The organism is Streptomyces sp. NPDC002817 (genome assembly GCF_053592055.1).
The window spans coordinates 63,942-78,117 of the sequence record NZ_JBSFUY010000013.1; the positions used below are offsets into that span (position 1 = coordinate 63,942).

The 14,176-nt window shown below is 71.0% G+C and carries 17 protein-coding genes; 10 read left to right on the forward strand and 7 right to left on the reverse strand.

The window, feature by feature from the left end; genetic code table 11:
• Window positions 1-15: 15 nt before the first annotated feature.
• Both ACWD3I_RS24260 and ACWD3I_RS24265 read right to left on the reverse strand, forming a co-directional pair.
• Entirely contained in the window at window positions 16-354 is a 339-nt protein-coding gene (locus ACWD3I_RS24260; RefSeq protein WP_365412604.1) for a GNAT family N-acetyltransferase, read from the reverse strand.
• 25 nt (window positions 355-379) lie between these two features.
• Window positions 380-1,369, reverse strand: coding sequence for a pirin family protein (locus ACWD3I_RS24265; RefSeq protein WP_451084174.1), 990 nt, complete (start codon window positions 1,367-1,369; stop codon window positions 380-382).
• Between the two features lie 94 nt (window positions 1,370-1,463).
• Here ACWD3I_RS24265 and ACWD3I_RS24270 point away from each other — a divergent pair, with 94 nt between their 5' ends.
• Window positions 1,464-1,958: a carboxymuconolactone decarboxylase family protein gene (locus tag ACWD3I_RS24270; protein ID WP_365412602.1), complete on the forward strand. Its 495-nt coding sequence runs from the start codon at window positions 1,464-1,466 to the stop codon at window positions 1,956-1,958.
• 329 nt (window positions 1,959-2,287) lie between these two features.
• Here ACWD3I_RS24270 and ACWD3I_RS24275 read toward each other — a convergent pair whose 3' ends face one another.
• Window positions 2,288-3,238, reverse strand: a complete 951-nt coding sequence (locus ACWD3I_RS24275) for an NmrA/HSCARG family protein (protein ID WP_365412600.1) — start codon at window positions 3,236-3,238, stop codon at window positions 2,288-2,290.
• Between the two features lie 455 nt (window positions 3,239-3,693).
• Window positions 3,694-4,161 (reverse strand): MarR family winged helix-turn-helix transcriptional regulator, encoded by a 468-nt coding sequence (locus tag ACWD3I_RS24280; RefSeq protein ID WP_365412598.1) that lies wholly within the window; start codon window positions 4,159-4,161, stop codon window positions 3,694-3,696.
• A gap of 118 nt (window positions 4,162-4,279) precedes the next feature.
• On the opposite strand from ACWD3I_RS24280, the gene ACWD3I_RS24285 reads away from it, so the two are divergent.
• From ACWD3I_RS24285 to ACWD3I_RS24305, 5 genes are all read left to right on the forward strand, one after another.
• Entirely contained in the window at window positions 4,280-4,951 is a 672-nt protein-coding gene (locus ACWD3I_RS24285; protein WP_365412596.1) for a hydrolase, read from the forward strand.
• Between the two features lie 199 nt (window positions 4,952-5,150).
• Window positions 5,151-6,062, forward strand: coding sequence for an HAD family hydrolase (locus ACWD3I_RS24290; protein WP_365412594.1), 912 nt, complete (start codon window positions 5,151-5,153; stop codon window positions 6,060-6,062).
• Between the two features lie 82 nt (window positions 6,063-6,144).
• Window positions 6,145-6,756: a hypothetical protein gene (locus ACWD3I_RS24295; protein WP_451084175.1), complete on the forward strand. Its 612-nt coding sequence runs from the start codon at window positions 6,145-6,147 to the stop codon at window positions 6,754-6,756.
• Between the two features lie 151 nt (window positions 6,757-6,907).
• A complete protein-coding gene (locus ACWD3I_RS24300) occupies window positions 6,908-7,216 on the forward strand; it encodes a GNAT family N-acetyltransferase (RefSeq protein WP_365414080.1) in 309 nt (102 codons plus the stop codon).
• Window positions 7,217-7,255: 39 nt separating this feature from the next.
• Window positions 7,256-7,666 (forward strand): (4Fe-4S)-binding protein, encoded by a 411-nt coding sequence (locus ACWD3I_RS24305; protein WP_365414078.1) that lies wholly within the window; start codon window positions 7,256-7,258, stop codon window positions 7,664-7,666.
• A gap of 791 nt (window positions 7,667-8,457) precedes the next feature.
• Here the strand turns inward: ACWD3I_RS24305 and ACWD3I_RS24310 are convergent.
• Window positions 8,458-8,682, reverse strand: coding sequence for a cyclophilin-like fold protein (locus ACWD3I_RS24310; protein WP_365414076.1), 225 nt, complete (start codon window positions 8,680-8,682; stop codon window positions 8,458-8,460).
• Window positions 8,683-8,912: 230 nt separating this feature from the next.
• Between ACWD3I_RS24310 and ACWD3I_RS24315 the strand changes: the two genes are divergently transcribed.
• Window positions 8,913-9,914, forward strand: coding sequence for an NAD-dependent epimerase/dehydratase family protein (locus tag ACWD3I_RS24315; protein WP_365414074.1), 1,002 nt, complete (start codon window positions 8,913-8,915; stop codon window positions 9,912-9,914).
• A gap of 35 nt (window positions 9,915-9,949) precedes the next feature.
• Here the strand turns inward: ACWD3I_RS24315 and ACWD3I_RS24320 are convergent, their stop codons facing one another.
• Both ACWD3I_RS24320 and ACWD3I_RS24325 read right to left on the reverse strand, forming a co-directional pair.
• Window positions 9,950-11,062 carry a sensor histidine kinase gene (locus tag ACWD3I_RS24320; protein WP_451084176.1) on the reverse strand — a complete coding sequence of 371 codons (1,113 nt, stop codon included), beginning with the start codon at window positions 11,060-11,062 and terminating at the stop codon, window positions 9,950-9,952.
• On the reverse strand, window positions 11,059-11,799 hold the full coding sequence (locus ACWD3I_RS24325; protein ID WP_365409159.1) for a response regulator transcription factor: 741 nt from the start codon (window positions 11,797-11,799) through the stop codon (window positions 11,059-11,061). The genes ACWD3I_RS24320 and ACWD3I_RS24325 overlap by 4 nt, the downstream gene beginning before the upstream one ends.
• Before the next feature lie 122 nt (window positions 11,800-11,921).
• Between ACWD3I_RS24325 and ACWD3I_RS24330 the strand changes: the two genes are divergently transcribed.
• Genes ACWD3I_RS24330 through ACWD3I_RS24340 form a run of 3 tightly spaced genes read left to right on the forward strand, consistent with a single transcriptional unit; the run spans window position 11,922 to window position 14,019 of the window.
• Window positions 11,922-12,602, forward strand: a complete 681-nt coding sequence (locus tag ACWD3I_RS24330; RefSeq protein ID WP_365409162.1) for a glycosyltransferase family 2 protein — start codon at window positions 11,922-11,924, stop codon at window positions 12,600-12,602.
• A complete protein-coding gene (locus ACWD3I_RS24335; protein WP_365409165.1) occupies window positions 12,599-13,267 on the forward strand; it encodes a TIGR04282 family arsenosugar biosynthesis glycosyltransferase in 669 nt (222 codons plus the stop codon). The genes ACWD3I_RS24330 and ACWD3I_RS24335 overlap by 4 nt, the downstream gene beginning before the upstream one ends.
• Entirely contained in the window at window positions 13,264-14,019 is a 756-nt protein-coding gene (locus tag ACWD3I_RS24340; protein ID WP_365409167.1) for a class I SAM-dependent methyltransferase, read from the forward strand. The genes ACWD3I_RS24335 and ACWD3I_RS24340 overlap by 4 nt, the downstream gene beginning before the upstream one ends.
• Window positions 14,020-14,176 lie beyond the last annotated feature (157 nt).

Here is a 14,176-nt window from a genome sequence, read left to right on the forward strand (position 1 = left end):
TCCGGCGACGACAAGTCAGCCCAGGTGCGCCTCGAGCCACCGCAGGACCTCAGGGGTCACGGGGTCAGTGATGTCGGCGAACTCGTCATGCCTCTTCAGGAACTTGGCCACGTAGGGGCAGGCAGGGACTATCCGCTTACCGGAGGCGCGTGTGTCGGTGAGCGCCTGCAGCACCAGCTGTGCGGCCAGGCCCTGTCCGGTGTAGGCGTCGTCGACCTCCGTGTGGAAGAACACGCGCCGCTCACCGTGGTCGCGGTACTCGGTCATGCCGGCGCGCTTGCCGTCGACCACGATCTCGTACCGATGGCGTGCGTCCACGCGCTCGACGGCCGGGTCGGCAGAAGGCTGACTCATGGGGGGGGAACCTTTCCGAGGGAGGTCAGCGACGCGGAGGGTTGCGACGCGGCCTGATGGTGGCGTTGGGCAGGGCGGGTGCGGGGAGGCGGCCGCCGGGGAATCCCCGCATGGTGCCGAAGCGGTCGGAGGAGGCCTCCCAGTCCTCGCGGGCCTTGACGATGTCCTCGTGGGTGCGGCCGATGAAGTTCCACCACATGACGATCTCCTCCTCGAACGGAGTGCCGCCGAGCAGAATCGTCCGCGCCGGACCGTCCGACTCGTTCGTGAGCGTCAAGGTGCCTGCACCCGGCGGGACATAGCCCAGCTCCGCCCGGTGCAGGAGGGTGTCGGCCACACGGACGTACCCGCTGTCCACGAGAACACCGTGCTCGAACTCGGCGTCCATGGGGAGGCTGACCGTCATACGCGGTTCGAGGATGATCACCGCGCCGAGCAGCGGCGTGAACGTCCGCACCGGGGAGACCTCACCGGCGAGCGAGCCGAGGAAGACCCTGATCTCGGCCCCCTCCATCCGCACGGGCTCGGGCGCGTAGTGCTGGAAGTCCCGTTCGGCGCTCCGGTGCTCATCCGGCAGCGCCACCCACAGCTGAACGCCGTGGACGACGGTCGTGCGTGGGGTGGAGACCTCCGAGTGGGCGATGCCGTACCCGCCCGTCATGAGGTTGATCTCCCCGGGGCGCACCAAGGCGTGGGTGCCGAGCGTGTCGCGGTGCTCCACCTCTCCGCTGAACAGCCAGGTCACCGTCTGCAGGCCGGTGTGCGGGTGCGGGGGGAGCGTCATGCCGCCCCTGTCCGTGACCGCGTCGGGACCGTAGTGGTCGGCGAAGCACCAGGCGCCGATCAGTGGCCGGTTCCGCTGCGGCAGCGTCCGCCGCACCGTCATCGAGCGCGGGCCGCCCAGGGGCACCTCGCGCGCGGGGAGCACGTCGACTCGGGGTGCCGCGGTCGGCCGTACGTCGTCGGCCGGCGGCCGGCATGTCATCACTGCCGGCTCGGCTTCTGCATTGCTCACCGAGACCACCTCTCTTGGAATCTAGTTGTCGCATCAACTATGATGTCATGATCACGGAGCGAAGGCCACAGCCGGCAGACAACGAGCGGGAGACATGCGGATCTTCATCGACAAACAGAGCCCCAAGGCCTTCCACGCCCTGCGGCAGACGGCAGAAGCGGTACGGACGGTAGCCGCCGAAGCGGGGCTCGACCGCACCGCCGTGGAGCTGATCAACCTCCGCGTGTCGCAGATCAACGGCTGCGCCTACTGCCTCGACCTCCACACCAAGGCCGCCATACGCGCGGGTGAGTCGACGCGGCGGCTGGGAGTGCTGGCCGCCTGGCGGGACACCGAGGTGTTCTCCCCCACGGAGCGTGCGGCCCTCGAACTGGCCGAGGCCACGACCGACCCCACCGATTCCGTCGGACAGCAATCCGCCTACGAGTCGGCTCGGCAGGTGCTCACCGACGATCAGATCTCCGCTGCGATCTGGGTGGCGGTCACCATCAACGCGTTCAACCGGGTCTCGATCATGAGCAAGCACCCCGTACGGGCGAATCGAGACGCCCCGGGAGGGGAGAGCGGCGTCACCGTGTCCGACGGGTGACGCGACCCCGCTCGTCGTGAGCCGGATCGGGGTGTCGGCGAGTTCGTCGGGGGCGATGCGTCCGGCGACACCCTCCTCGCCCGCGGCCCGCGCGGCGTGGGGCGAAGTAGGTGGAGTGGGCGAAGGGGGTGGAGTGCGCGTCGTAGAGCCGTACGCCCCATGGGGCGCCCGCCCGCCATCTCCTGCCCGACGGCAGACCGTCAGCCATGGAGACAGCGGTCGGTACGTGCTGCTTCGTCGTGCGCGATCCGCACCGATGCCGCGGCTCGCGCCGGTGCCTCAGGCGACCTCGCCGTCGAGCCGCCGGCTCACCACAGGGTCGTACTCAGTCAGTTCGACTCGAACTTCGAGGCGTTCTCGGACAGCCAGTCGTCGAAGCTCTTCAGCGCCGGGTTGATCTCCCGCACCCGGGTCAGATCACGGGCGCCGGTGAACTCGCGGTCGAAGTCGCCGTAGTACTGGAACATGTTGCCGAGCTCCTCGGCCAGCGGAATCTCGAGGGTACGGAAGTAGTCGTAGGGCACGGACTGGAAGCGGACCGGCTCGCCCAGCGCCCCTGCCAGCTTCTCCGCGTACTGCGCACCGGTCAGATGGTCGCCGGCCAGGCCGACCGTCTGGCCGATGAAGCTCGCGCCGCCCTTGAGAATGGCGAAGGCCGTCCGGCCGATGTCCGCCACGTCCACCCCGGACAGGAGCTTGCCGCCCTCCAGGGGCAGGTTCAGCGCCAGTACGCCGTCCTCGCCGCGCTGGGGGCCGAGGCCCTGCAGGAAGCCCTGGAAGTAGAAGGTCGTGTTCAGGAAAGTGGTCGGCACTCCGGCCTGCCTGAACAGCTCATTGCCCTCACCCTTGATGTCAAAGTGCGGCACGTTGTACTTCTCCTGCAGCACCGGCATACGACTGTCCTCCAGCGGCAGCAGCGCGCGGGTGTCCTCCAGCGTCGACCAGACCACGTGCCGCAGTCCGGTGGCCGCAGCGGCCCGGGCCAGAACCTGGATCTCCGCCAGCTCCTGCGTCGCCGAACCGTGCGCCCAGAAGTTGGTGACGAGGAAGGCACCATAGGCGCCCTCGAACGCCTTGTGCACCGTCGACTCGTCACCGAAGTCCGCCCGCACGACCTCGGCCCCGAGCGCCGCGAGCTCCCTGGCCGCGGGCGAGTCGGGATCCCGGGTGAGCGCGCGCACCGTGAAGCCCGACTCCGGATCGGCCAGGATCGCTCGAGCGGCCCCGCCACCCTGCGCACCCGTTGCTCCAGCGACTGCGATGACCTTCTTGTTGCTCATGAGGGGGTCCTTGTCAGAAGGGGGCGATTGTTGTTGACGCGTCAACCACGCTATCCCAAACCAGTTGACACATCAACCCAAAGTGCGGGATCGAACCATGATCGCTTCGGTGAGCAGGCAAGGCAGGCCTTCACCCGCACGCCGAGGTTCTGCGGAGGAGGAGGGCGGAGAGGCGGCTTCTGACTTCGTCGAGTACGGCGACCGGTCCCGGATCGTGGGCCGCACAGGCCAGCCCCGTCACGCCCGTAGCAGCCGGCGACAGCATTGGGCGACCTCCCGTGAACACCGCACGGTTCACGGGCGGTTCGCGTTCCGGCGGTCCTCAGGTCGTGGTCGACGGGGGCGATCACCGAACAGGGGCCTCATGGACGACAACCCGCCGATGCCGCGACGACGAGAGCCGAGCTCGTCCTGAAAGAAGGCACATGATCCATCAACCATGGAAGCTCATGGCATCAGGGCGGATCCGTCTCCAGCCGACCGAGGATGCGTTCACAGAGAACGGTGAGCGTGTCGAGCTCTTCGGGGCTGAGAGGGTCGATGACCAGTCTGCGCACGGTGGCGACGTGATGAGGGGCAGCCGTCTCGATGGCCGCGCGGCCGTCAGGGGTGACGACCACATGGACGCCGCGCCCGTCCTTGGGGCAGTACTCCTGGGTCACCAGGCCGCGCTTGGCCATGCGGCGGAGATGGTGGGACATACGGCTCCGCTCCCACTCCACCGTGTTGGCCAGGTCCTGGAAGTGCCGCAGCCCGTCGGGCGCGTCGGTGAGGGCCACAAGAACGACGTAGTCCGCGACGGACAGATCGCCGCAGCCCTGCAGTGCGCGCGCCAGCCCGCCGGGGAGCTTCTGATGCACACCGATGAAGGCGCGCCAGGCACGCTGTTCGGGCGGGGTCAGCCAGCCAGATTTCCGCTTCATGCAAAGCCACTCCAGTCGATGGTTGACACATCATCTTCGCTGGATTAATAGTTGACGCATCATATACATGGGACCTGTGAAACGTCGTGCCACGTTTCCACGCACTGGAGGAGATCCCGTGAGCGAGTTCCCGAAGACCGGCCTGGACGCCCTGTTGACCCCCGAGGAGAGCCTCCTGCTGCTGATCGACCACCAGCCGTTCCAGTTCGCCAACCTGCACAGCCACGAGCCGACGATGATCGTCAACAACGCCATCGGGCTGGCCAGGACCGCCAAGGCATACGGCGTCCCGACGATCCTGACCACGGTCGTCGAGGAGCGCGGCGGCCTCATCATCCAGGGCCTCCAGGACGTCTTCCCCGACCAGAAGCCGATCAACAGAACGACCCTCAACTCCTGGGAGGACCAGCGCGTGGTGGACGCCGTAAAGGCGACCGGACGCAAGAAGCTGGTCATCGCCGGTCTGTACACCGAGATCTGCGTGGCCTTCCCCGCCCTGCACGCGGCCGGCGAGGGCTTCGACGTCTACGTCGTCACCGACGCCTCCGGAGGCGTGTCGGCCGAGGCCCACGACATGGCCGTACGCCGCATGGTCCAGGCCTGGATCACCCCGATCACGTGGATGGCCGTCCTCGCCGAGTGGCAGCGTGACTGGGCCCGCACGGACCTCGTCGCACCCGAGGACCTGGCGGCGCTGATGGGGCACTCCGGCGGCTCCGGTGTGGCGTTCGCCTGGGAGATGCAGCTCCTCAACACGCCCGTCCCCAACGAGACCGCCCCGGGGATGTAAGGGGCGGATCGAGTCCACGGGGCGGCGCGAGCGCCGGTGCCGCCCCGTGCTCGAGCGATGCCGAGACTTTCGTGTATTCCTTCCGCCGCGGCTCAGCCGACGACGGGGTACCAGGCAGCCACGGATCGGACTACGGAACCGTGGCCGCAGGGCAGCGAACCGCACCTGTTCAGTCCGTCGATCCCGAAGGGTGCCCCCCATGGCAACCGCCCCCGCCATGCCGCTTGTTGTCCCTCTCGTCCCTCCGAAACTGATCGCGACGGACCTTGACGGCACGCTGCTCCGCAGCGACGGAACGCTGTCGAACCGCACCCGGGCCGCCCTGACGGCAGCCGAACAGGCCGGGATCCGCGTGGTGCTGGTCACGGGCCGCCCGCCGCGCTCCGTACGGGAGTTGCTGGCCACCATCGGACCGCATTTCGTCATCGCCGCCAACGGCGCGGCCGTCTACGCCCCTGACGGAACCCTGGCGCAGGTGTCCCCGATCCGGCCCCTGGCGGCCACCCGGCTCATCTCGCGCGTGCGCTGGGCACTGCCCGGGACCACTTTCGCAGTCGAGTACGACGGGGGCTTCGGCCGTGAACCGGGCTATCCGTCATGGTCGTTCGGTGACGAGGACGCCGATCCGGTCGGCACTGCCGGGGAACTCCTCACCCGCATCGCGGGCAGGCCGGTACTGAAGATCCTCGCCCACCATCCGACGCTGCCCCTCGACGACTTCTACGAGCAGGCTCGACGCACCGCGGGCAGCAGCGCCGAGACCACCTACTCCACCGGCCTGTCTCTGGTGGAGTTCAGCGCACCCCTCGTCACCAAGGCCACCACGCTGCTCGCGTGGAGCGGCCGGCTCGGCGTCGGCAGCCACGAGATCGCCGCCTTCGGCGACATGCCCAACGACCTGCCCATGCTCACCGCGGTGCGTCACTCGTACGCCATGGCCAACGCCCATCCGGACGTCCTGCGGGCCGCACATCATCGCGCCCCCACCAACGACGAGGACGGCGTCGCCCAGGTGCTGGAACGGTTCGTCGAGCCGCTCGTACGCCGACCGTCCCGGCGCATCCCGTCGGTGTGGACCGTCCGGGACCGCGACGACGATCCCGCTGACTGAAGGGAAGGCCGTCGCTGAGAACGCGATTGCCCAAGGGATCAGGTCCGCGTCCGTCGGGCGCCGGAGTCTTCTGGCCGGCCCGGTGGCGGTGGCAGGTGCCGCGACGGCCACCGGGCAGCCTGCCACCGCGCAGGCCCCGACGGCAGTCGTGGCCGAGGCCGCCCGCTGCCCCGCGGGGCGGCCGCTGCTGATCCACGGCGCCACCGTCGTGACCATGGACAGGGCACGCGCGATCCTGCCGGACACCGACGTCCTCATGATGGACAGCAAGATCAAGGCCGTGGGCAAGAGGCTGACCGCGCCCCAGGCCATAGTGGTCATCGGGGCGAAGGGTGCCTTGCTGATCCCCGGCTTCGTCGACACCCACCGCCACATGTGGAAGTCCGCGCTGCGCGGCGTCCGGTCGACGTCGACCGGACGCCGACCGACTACCTCGGTGCGATACAGGCCCTGCTCCCCCACCCTCCGCCCGAGAACGTCCACGCCCGCAAAACCTCGGCATGGTCGATGCGCTGTCCGACGGCGTCACCACCGTCGTCGACTGGTCCCACGGGAGCTCCACCCCCGCCCATGCCGACGCCGCGGGCTCGACCTCGCACGCGCGCGACGACTCGCCGAAGCGTCGCACGACCACATGCGTACCGCCGTCGGGGAGACAGCCTGGCAGCACTTCATCAACCCGCCTCGCACCTGATTCCGTCAGCCGACTGTCTCGACAGGCGCACGGGTCGCTCCGGCCCTCGTCGTCGCGGCAGAGGTTGACGCAGCGACTTCTCATCGGGTATTTTCGTTGATACATCAACTATTGCGTGATCGCAGACTTTGCCGGACTCCAAGGAGAACAAGTGACGGTCAAGGTGATCGACCAACCTGAGGCACACCGCTACGAGGCCACGGTGGACGGGCGGTTGGAGGTCGCGGGCTTCTCGCAGTACATCCGGACACCGGAACTGATCGCCTTCCTGCACACGGAGGTGCTTCCGGAGTTCGAGGGCCGTGGGGTTGGTTCGGCGCTGGCTCGGACCTCCCTCGACGAGGCACGCGCCGCAGGGTTGAGGGTCCTTGCCACATGCCCCTTCTACGCGGCCTGGATCGGCCGCCACCCGGAGTACGCCGACCTGCTGTACCAGGCCCGGAGCAAGGTCAGCGACTGACTCGGCCGGCCGGGCGAAGACACCGTGAGGGAGACCGGCATGAGCGACACACCCCAGAAGAAGGCCTACAAGGCGCCGGAGATCACCGTGACCTTCGAGTCGAGGCGCTGCCTGCACGCCGCCCGGTGCATCGACGGCCTGCCCGAGGTCTTCGACACGAGCGCCCGTCCGTGGATCCGGCCCGATCGCGCCCCTGCCGACCAACTGGCAGAGGTGGTGCGCCGCTGCCCCTCGGGTGCGTTGCGGTACGAACTGCCAGATGGCGGGAGAGAGACTCCGGACCGCCCCACCCGTATCAGCCGGACTCCTGGCGGACAGCTGGTCGTCCGTGGCGACCTGTCGCTGGACACGCAGGAAGGGACGCACCACGAGACCAGGGCCGTGCTGTGCGGCTGCGGGAACAGTCAGATGCAGCCGTACTGCGACCACTCCGGCTCCTGCGGCCGGTAGTAGGCGGCGGTGACCGCCGCCCCACACGTCCCCGAACCGTCTTCGCGGCTGCGTCCAAGCCGGCCTCGTTGACGTCGGTGAGGGTTGGACCGGGCTGGCGTCAGCGCTGCGACGGTGCCCGTGCGGGTTCGGCGCCTCGCGTGCGGGGCGAGGTGGTGCGCTGGGCGAGGGCCCGGGCTGTGCGGGGTGCGGCTGACGGTGAGGGCGAGCAGCGGAACACGTGTGAGGACCGCGGAGACGGTACCGACCAGGGACGACCCGGTCAGGCCGAGCGAGGAGTCCATGGCCCTGCCGGCGATGGCCGACCCTGCGGCGATGCCGGTGTTGTAGGCGGAGGTGGTCAGCGCTGAGGTGAGGGTGGGGGCGCAGGGTGGCCAGGGCCATGGTCGGCCCACCGATGATCATGCCGATGGCGAACGCGGTGATCAGCAGGCCGGCGTGGGGGGCTCTGACTCCGAGGTCGCCGGCCATCTCGGGCAGGAGACCGGCGATCACGAACTCGGTGGTTCCCATCAGGAACGTGTCGGCGGCGAGCACCCAGACGACCAAGGGGAGCTTGCCGGGGGTGGTCCCGGATGCGGAAGACATGGGGGGATCTCTCCTTGAGCGGTACGCGGGGATCAGGGTGGCGGCCGAGGTCCGTCGGAGCGGACAGGTCCGCTGAAGGGGCATGAGGAGGAGGGGCTACGCCTCTTTCCGACGGCCGGCCGGTCAGGCGGCGGCTTCGATGGTGACCTTGTCGGCGGTGGCGAGCTGCTCGGGGCCTTCGTCGGCCATGTGCCCGATGGGGATCACGCCGTCGTGGTGCGGGCCCTCGCCGTAGTAGGTGGCAGGGTGCCCCAGGGCTCGTAGTAGGCGAGGTCGCCGACCTGCGGGTCGGCGCCTTTCGGGGCGCCGGTGGTGGAGAGCTCGCGTGGCAGGTCGTCGACTTTCTCGACCTGGTTGAAGTCCCTCAGGGGCAGGGTGAATCGCTCACACCCGTCACGGCAGCGGACTGCCTCTGTCCGGGCACCCACCTCCGCCGATGTAAGCCGGGGCGACGTGCGGGGCCGACCCCCGGTGAACCCCGGCCCTTCGGACGGTCGGCGGCCCATTCACCGGGAACCGGTTGTGCAACTGTCATGAAGTCGGCGTCTCGCGCGCACCGTGGGTTGCCCCGCTCCGACGCGGCCTCTGCTTCTTACGGAGTCATGACGTGCGGGCGCGGCCCGGCTCTCCTGCGCCCCGCCGGACCTAGCGTGGCCGTATGCGTGTACTGGTCACCGGCGGTGCCGGGTTCATCGGGTCCCATGTCGTCGAGGCGCTGGCGGCGCACGGGCACGAGCCGATCGTGTACGACGTCCGGGCGGATCCCGGCGCCGACGTACGCGATCCGGCTGCGGTCGCCCGCGCGCTCGCCGGTGTGGACGCCGTCTGCCACCAGGCGGCCATGGTCGGCCTCGGCAACGGGGTCGCCGACGCGGCACAGTACGTGGCGCACAACGACCTCGGCACCGCCGTGCTGCTCGCCGCCATGGCGGAGGCCGGCATCGGGCGCCTTGTCCTCGCCGGGTCGATGGTGGTCTACGGCGAGGGGCGCTACGAGTGCCCGCGGCACGGTGTCGTACGGCCCGGGCCGCGTGCCGTCGCCGACCTGGACGCCGGGCGGTTCGAGCCGGCGTGCCCGGTGTGCGGGGCGGACCTCTCCCCCGGTCTGGTCGGCGAGGACACCGCCGCCGATCCGCGGAACGTGTACGCGACGACCAAGCTCGCCCAGGAGCACCTGGCCGCCGCCTGGGCCCGCTGCACCGGCGGTTCGGCCGTGTCGTTGCGCTATCACAACGTGTACGGGCCGGGCATGCCCCGGGATACGCCGTACGCCGGGGTGGCCTCCTTCTTCCGGTCCGCGCTCGCCCGCGGTGAGGGACCGCGGGTGTTCGAGGACGGGGCGCAGCGCCGGGACTTCGTGCATGTGCGGGACGTGGCGGCGGCCAACGTGGCGGCGCTGGAGGCGTCGTCGGCCGCGGGCGTGCTGGCGGCGTACAACACGGGCAGCGGTGACCCTCACACGGTGGGCGAGATGGCGCGGGCCCTGGCCGCCGCGTACGGCGGGCCCGAGCCGGTCGTCACGGGCGAGTACCGGCTCGGGGACGTACGGCACATCACCGCCGACTCCGCGCGGCTGCGGACCGATCTGGGGTGGAGGCCGGGGGTCGGGTTCGCGGACGGTATGGCGGAGTTCGCGCGGGCCGGGATGCGCACCGTGTAGAACTGCGGTGCCACAGACCGGTGGTGCTGCCCGCATCAGGAAGCGGCGGCGGGCAGCACCACCTCGAAGCGGCAGCCGCCGGGGATGTTGCGTACGGTGGCCCGCCCCTGGTGCGCCTCGACGATCCCCCGGACGATGGCGAGCCCGAGGCCCGCTCCGGCCGGCGGTGTGCGGGCGTGCGTGCCACGCCAGCCGGTGTCGAAGACGCGGGAGAGGTCCTCGTCGGGGATGCCGCCGCAGCCGTCCGTCACCGACACCACCACCCCCTCGGGCGAGCGCTCGGCGGCGACGGCGACCGTGCCGTCGGCCGGGGTCCGGCGGATGGCGTTGACCAGCAGGTTGCCCAGGACCCGGCTCATCTCCTTGGCGTCCACCTCGACCGGCAGCATCTCGACATGGCCGCCCACCAGCCGCACCCCGTGTTCCCGGGCGAGCGGGTCGGCGCCCGCCAGCGCGTCGCCGATCAGGTCGTAGAGCGAGATCCGGGCGTACGACAGCGGCAGCGTGCCGGCGTGGATGCGGGAGAGTTCGAAGAGGTCGCCGACCATGTCGTTGAGCCGTTCCACCTCGGTGCGTATCTGCTGGAGGTAGCGGGCGGGGTCGGCGGCGACACCGTCCTCCAGCGCCTCCGACATGGCGCGCAGACCGGCCAGCGGGGTGCGCAGATCGTGCGAGATCCAGGCGACGAGTTCGCGCCGGGACGCCTCCAACGCCCTTTCCCGTTCACGTGATTGGGCGAGTCTGGCGCTGGTGGCCGCCAACTCCCTGCTCAGATTTTCCAGTTCGGCGGTCGCGGGGGTGTGGGGGGCGGCGAAGTCCCCGCCGTCGCCGAAGGAGCGCGCCGCCACGGCGAGTTCACGGCTGCGCGCGACCACCCAGCGGCCCAGGAGGAGAGCGGTGGCCAGTGAGACCACGGCTGCCATCGCCACGACCGTCGTGACGACGGTCAGGTCGTGCGGGGACAGGAACATCGCCCAGGCCACGGCAAGCGTGCCCGCCAGCATCGCGACGACCCCGACGGCCGCCACCACCGCCAGGGACGCCGTCAGTGAGCGGCGCCGGACCACGCGCAGTACGGCCGCTCCGGCCAGCCCGGTGGCGGCGGCGCCGGCGAACGCGTACAGGGCTATCAGCAGCGTGTCGTTCACGATGCGGCCTCCTCCCCCGTGGATCCCGTGGGATCGAAGCGGTAGCCCACGCCCCACACCGTCTGGATCAGACGGGGGCGGGCCGGGTCGTCCTCGACCTTGCCGCGCAGACGGCGGACGTGGACGGTGACGGTCGACAGATCACCGAAGTCCCAGCCCCACACCTCGCGCATCAGGTCCTCGCGGCTGAACGCCCGTCCCGGATGCCGCAGGAAGAAGGAGAGCAGGTCGAACTCGCGCAGGGTGAGGGCGAGTTCGGTGTCGTTCTTGGCGGCCCGGCGGGCCGCGGGGTCGACGGTCAGGCCCGCCGCGCCCAGCCGTGCGCCGGTGGTGGCGGGCCTGCTGCGCCGCAGTACCGACTCCACACGCAGCACCAGTTCGCGGGGGCTGAACGGCTTGGTGACGTAGTCGTCGGCGCCCACTTCCAGGCCCAGGATGCGGTCGTCCTCGTCGCCGCGGGCGGTGAGCATGATGACCGGGACCGGCCCATGTCCGCGCATCCGGCGGCAGACCTCCAGGCCGTCCATCCCGGGCAGCATGAGATCGAGCACGACCAGGTCGGGCCAGTGCGCGGCGGCACGGTCGAGGGCCGTCGGGCCGTCGTCGGCGCGGTCGACGACGTACCCGGCGCGGTCCAGGTACCCGGCGACGACCTCGGCGACGGTGGGGTCGTCGTCGACCACGAGGATCCGGGTGGGACCGCTCGCGCTCTCTTCGTGCTGGTAGGGCTGCTGCATGCCTCCAGCCTGGCACCACGCCGCCGCCGTCGGCGTGCCCGGGCGGTCCCCGGGCTTCGATGTCCGCGTTTCGTAAGGAGCAGGTGTCCGCTATGCCCGATTCCCGTTCGTAGGGTGAAACGGTGACAACGACACCTTCTGACGTCGACGTGGTGCTGCCCTGTCTGAACGAGGCCAAGGCCCTGCCCTGGGTGCTCGAACGGATCCCGCCGGGCTGGCGTGCCCTCGTCGTCGACAACGGTTCCACCGACGGATCCGCCGACATCGCCGACGAGCTCGGCGCCACCGTCGTGCACGAGCCGCGTCGGGGCTTCGGCGCCGCCTGCCACGCCGGGCTGGTCGCCGCCACCGCCGACGTGGTGTGCTTCTGCGACTGCGACGCCTCCCTGGACCCCGCGCTCCTCGTGCCCTTCGTCGGCGAGATCCTCAGCGGCGGGACCGACCTGGTCCTCGGCCGGCGCCGTCCGCAGGGCCGCGGCGCGTGGCCCCCGCACGCACGCGCCGGCAACCTCGCGCTCGCCCGCATGCTGCGCCGCCGCACCGGGCTGCGCCTGCACGACCTCGGCCCGCTGCGCGCCGCCCGCCGGGAGCCGCTGCTCGCCCTCGATCTCACCGACCGGCGCAGCGGCTACCCGCTCCAGATGGTCGTCCGCGCCGCCGACGCCGGCTGGCGGATCACCGAACACGACGTGCCCTACCTGCCGCGCACCGGAGCCTCGAAGGTGACGGGCACCTGGCGCGGCACCTGGCAGGCCGTACGGGACATGAGCCGTGTACTGGCCGACGGGAGGGCCGCACGGTGACCACACTCCTCGTCATCGCCAAGGAACCCCTGCCGGGGCGGGTGAAGACCCGGCTGACCCCGCCGTTCACACCGCGCCAGGCGGCGGCACTGGCCGAGGCGTCTCTCGCGGACACCCTGCACTCCGTGGCGGCCACGCCCGCCTCGCGTCGCCTTCTCGTCCTCGACGGAAGGCCCGGCCCCTGGCTGCCGCCCGGCTTCGATGTCGTACGGCAGTGCGCGGGCACTCTGGACGAGCGGCTGGCGGACGCCTTCGCGCACTGTGCGGGCCCGGCCCTGCTCATCGGGATGGACACGCCTCAGGTGACCCCCGCGCTGCTCTCCGTGGACTTCGCCGACTGCGACGCCGTTTTCGGTCCGGCCGAGGACGGCGGCTTCTGGGCGCTGGGACTGGCCGAGCCCGACCCCGACCTGCTGCGGGGCGTGCCCATGTCGACTCCGGTGACCGGGGCGGTGCAGCGCGAGCGGCTCATCGCGGCCGGACTGCGGGTAACAGACCTGCCCCGGCTGCGGGACGTGGACACCGCGGCCGACGCCGAGGCGGTCGCCGCCCTCGCCCCGCACGGACGGTTCGCGGCGCGGCTGGCCCGCTGCGCGCCGGCCGAAGCGGGGCCCGGGTCACCGTCGGGCACCGGGTCCGCTGCGCGTTCGGGCACCCGCCGATGAGCAGCCCGCCCGTCACGGCTCGCGCCTGGGCGACCGCCGATCCCTACGCCGCGGCCCTGCGCGCCGGGCGCGGCCCGTTGTTCCTGCGCCGCGACGACGGCTGGCTGCTGCCGCTGGAGGTGGAACGCTGGTGCGCAGGCGCCGATGAGGTGGACCGGGACGTGCTCGACCGGTGCGAGGGCAACGTGCTGGACGTGGGCTGCGGCCCCGGACGGCTGGTGGCGGAACTCGCCGCCCGGGGCCGGGCCGTCCTCGGCATCGACGTCAGCCAGGCCGCTGTCGAGCACACGGTGCGCCTCGGTGGTCAGGCACTGCGGCGCTCGGTCTTCGAGCCGCTGCCCGGCGAGGGCCGTTGGGACACCGTCCTGCTCATGGACGGCAACGTCGGTATCGGCGGTGACCCGCGCGCCCTGCTGGACCGGGTGGCCGCCCTCCTCAGGCCTGGCGGCCTGCTGATCGCCGAGACCGCACCGGTGGAGGTCGACGAGCGCGTGCAGGTGGCGGTCGTCGGCCTCATCGACAGCGGTGAGGCCGACCTTCCCTTCCCCTGGGCCCGGCTCGGCACGGGGGCCCTGCTCGCGCACGCCCAGGGTTGGCGGCGCGCCGGTCAGTGGACCGCGGGCGGACGGTGCTTCGCCGCGCTGCGCAGCCGTAGCGCCAGCAACAGCGCCGATCCTGCGAACAGCACAGCGGTGATCAGCAGCCAACGCGCCGTGAAGCCGTCCGGCGAAAGGCCGGTGGCGGATCGGTAACGCCGGTCCACCATCCCGCTGATCAGCGGGAACCACACCAGCAGAAGCAGCGCGGACAGCGCGGCCGGCACCCGCACGTACATCACCCACTCGCGGCGGCCGGCCGCGCCGAGCCCGCGGACCACGGCCCGGTCGAGCGCCGCGTAGACCGGAAGCA

Excerpts from the sequence above, each read along its gene's own strand:
- ACWD3I_RS24260 (WP_365412604.1), bottom strand. The coding sequence starts at position 354 with ATGAGTCAGCCTTCTGCCGACCCGGCCGTCGAGCGCGTGGACGCACGC.
- ACWD3I_RS24270 (WP_365412602.1), top strand. The coding sequence starts at position 1,464 with ATGCGGATCTTCATCGACAAACAGAGCCCCAAGGCCTTCCACGCCCTG.
- ACWD3I_RS24275 (WP_365412600.1), bottom strand. The coding sequence starts at position 3,238 with ATGAGCAACAAGAAGGTCATCGCAGTCGCTGGAGCAACGGGTGCGCAG.
- ACWD3I_RS24280 (WP_365412598.1), bottom strand. The coding sequence starts at position 4,161 with ATGAAGCGGAAATCTGGCTGGCTGACCCCGCCCGAACAGCGTGCCTGG.
- ACWD3I_RS24290 (WP_365412594.1), top strand. The coding sequence starts at position 5,151 with ATGGCAACCGCCCCCGCCATGCCGCTTGTTGTCCCTCTCGTCCCTCCG.
- ACWD3I_RS24305 (WP_365414078.1), top strand. The coding sequence starts at position 7,256 with ATGAGCGACACACCCCAGAAGAAGGCCTACAAGGCGCCGGAGATCACC.
- ACWD3I_RS24315 (WP_365414074.1), top strand. The coding sequence starts at position 8,913 with ATGCGTGTACTGGTCACCGGCGGTGCCGGGTTCATCGGGTCCCATGTC.
- ACWD3I_RS24325 (WP_365409159.1), bottom strand. The coding sequence starts at position 11,799 with ATGCAGCAGCCCTACCAGCACGAAGAGAGCGCGAGCGGTCCCACCCGG.
- ACWD3I_RS24340 (WP_365409167.1), top strand. The coding sequence starts at position 13,264 with ATGAGCAGCCCGCCCGTCACGGCTCGCGCCTGGGCGACCGCCGATCCC.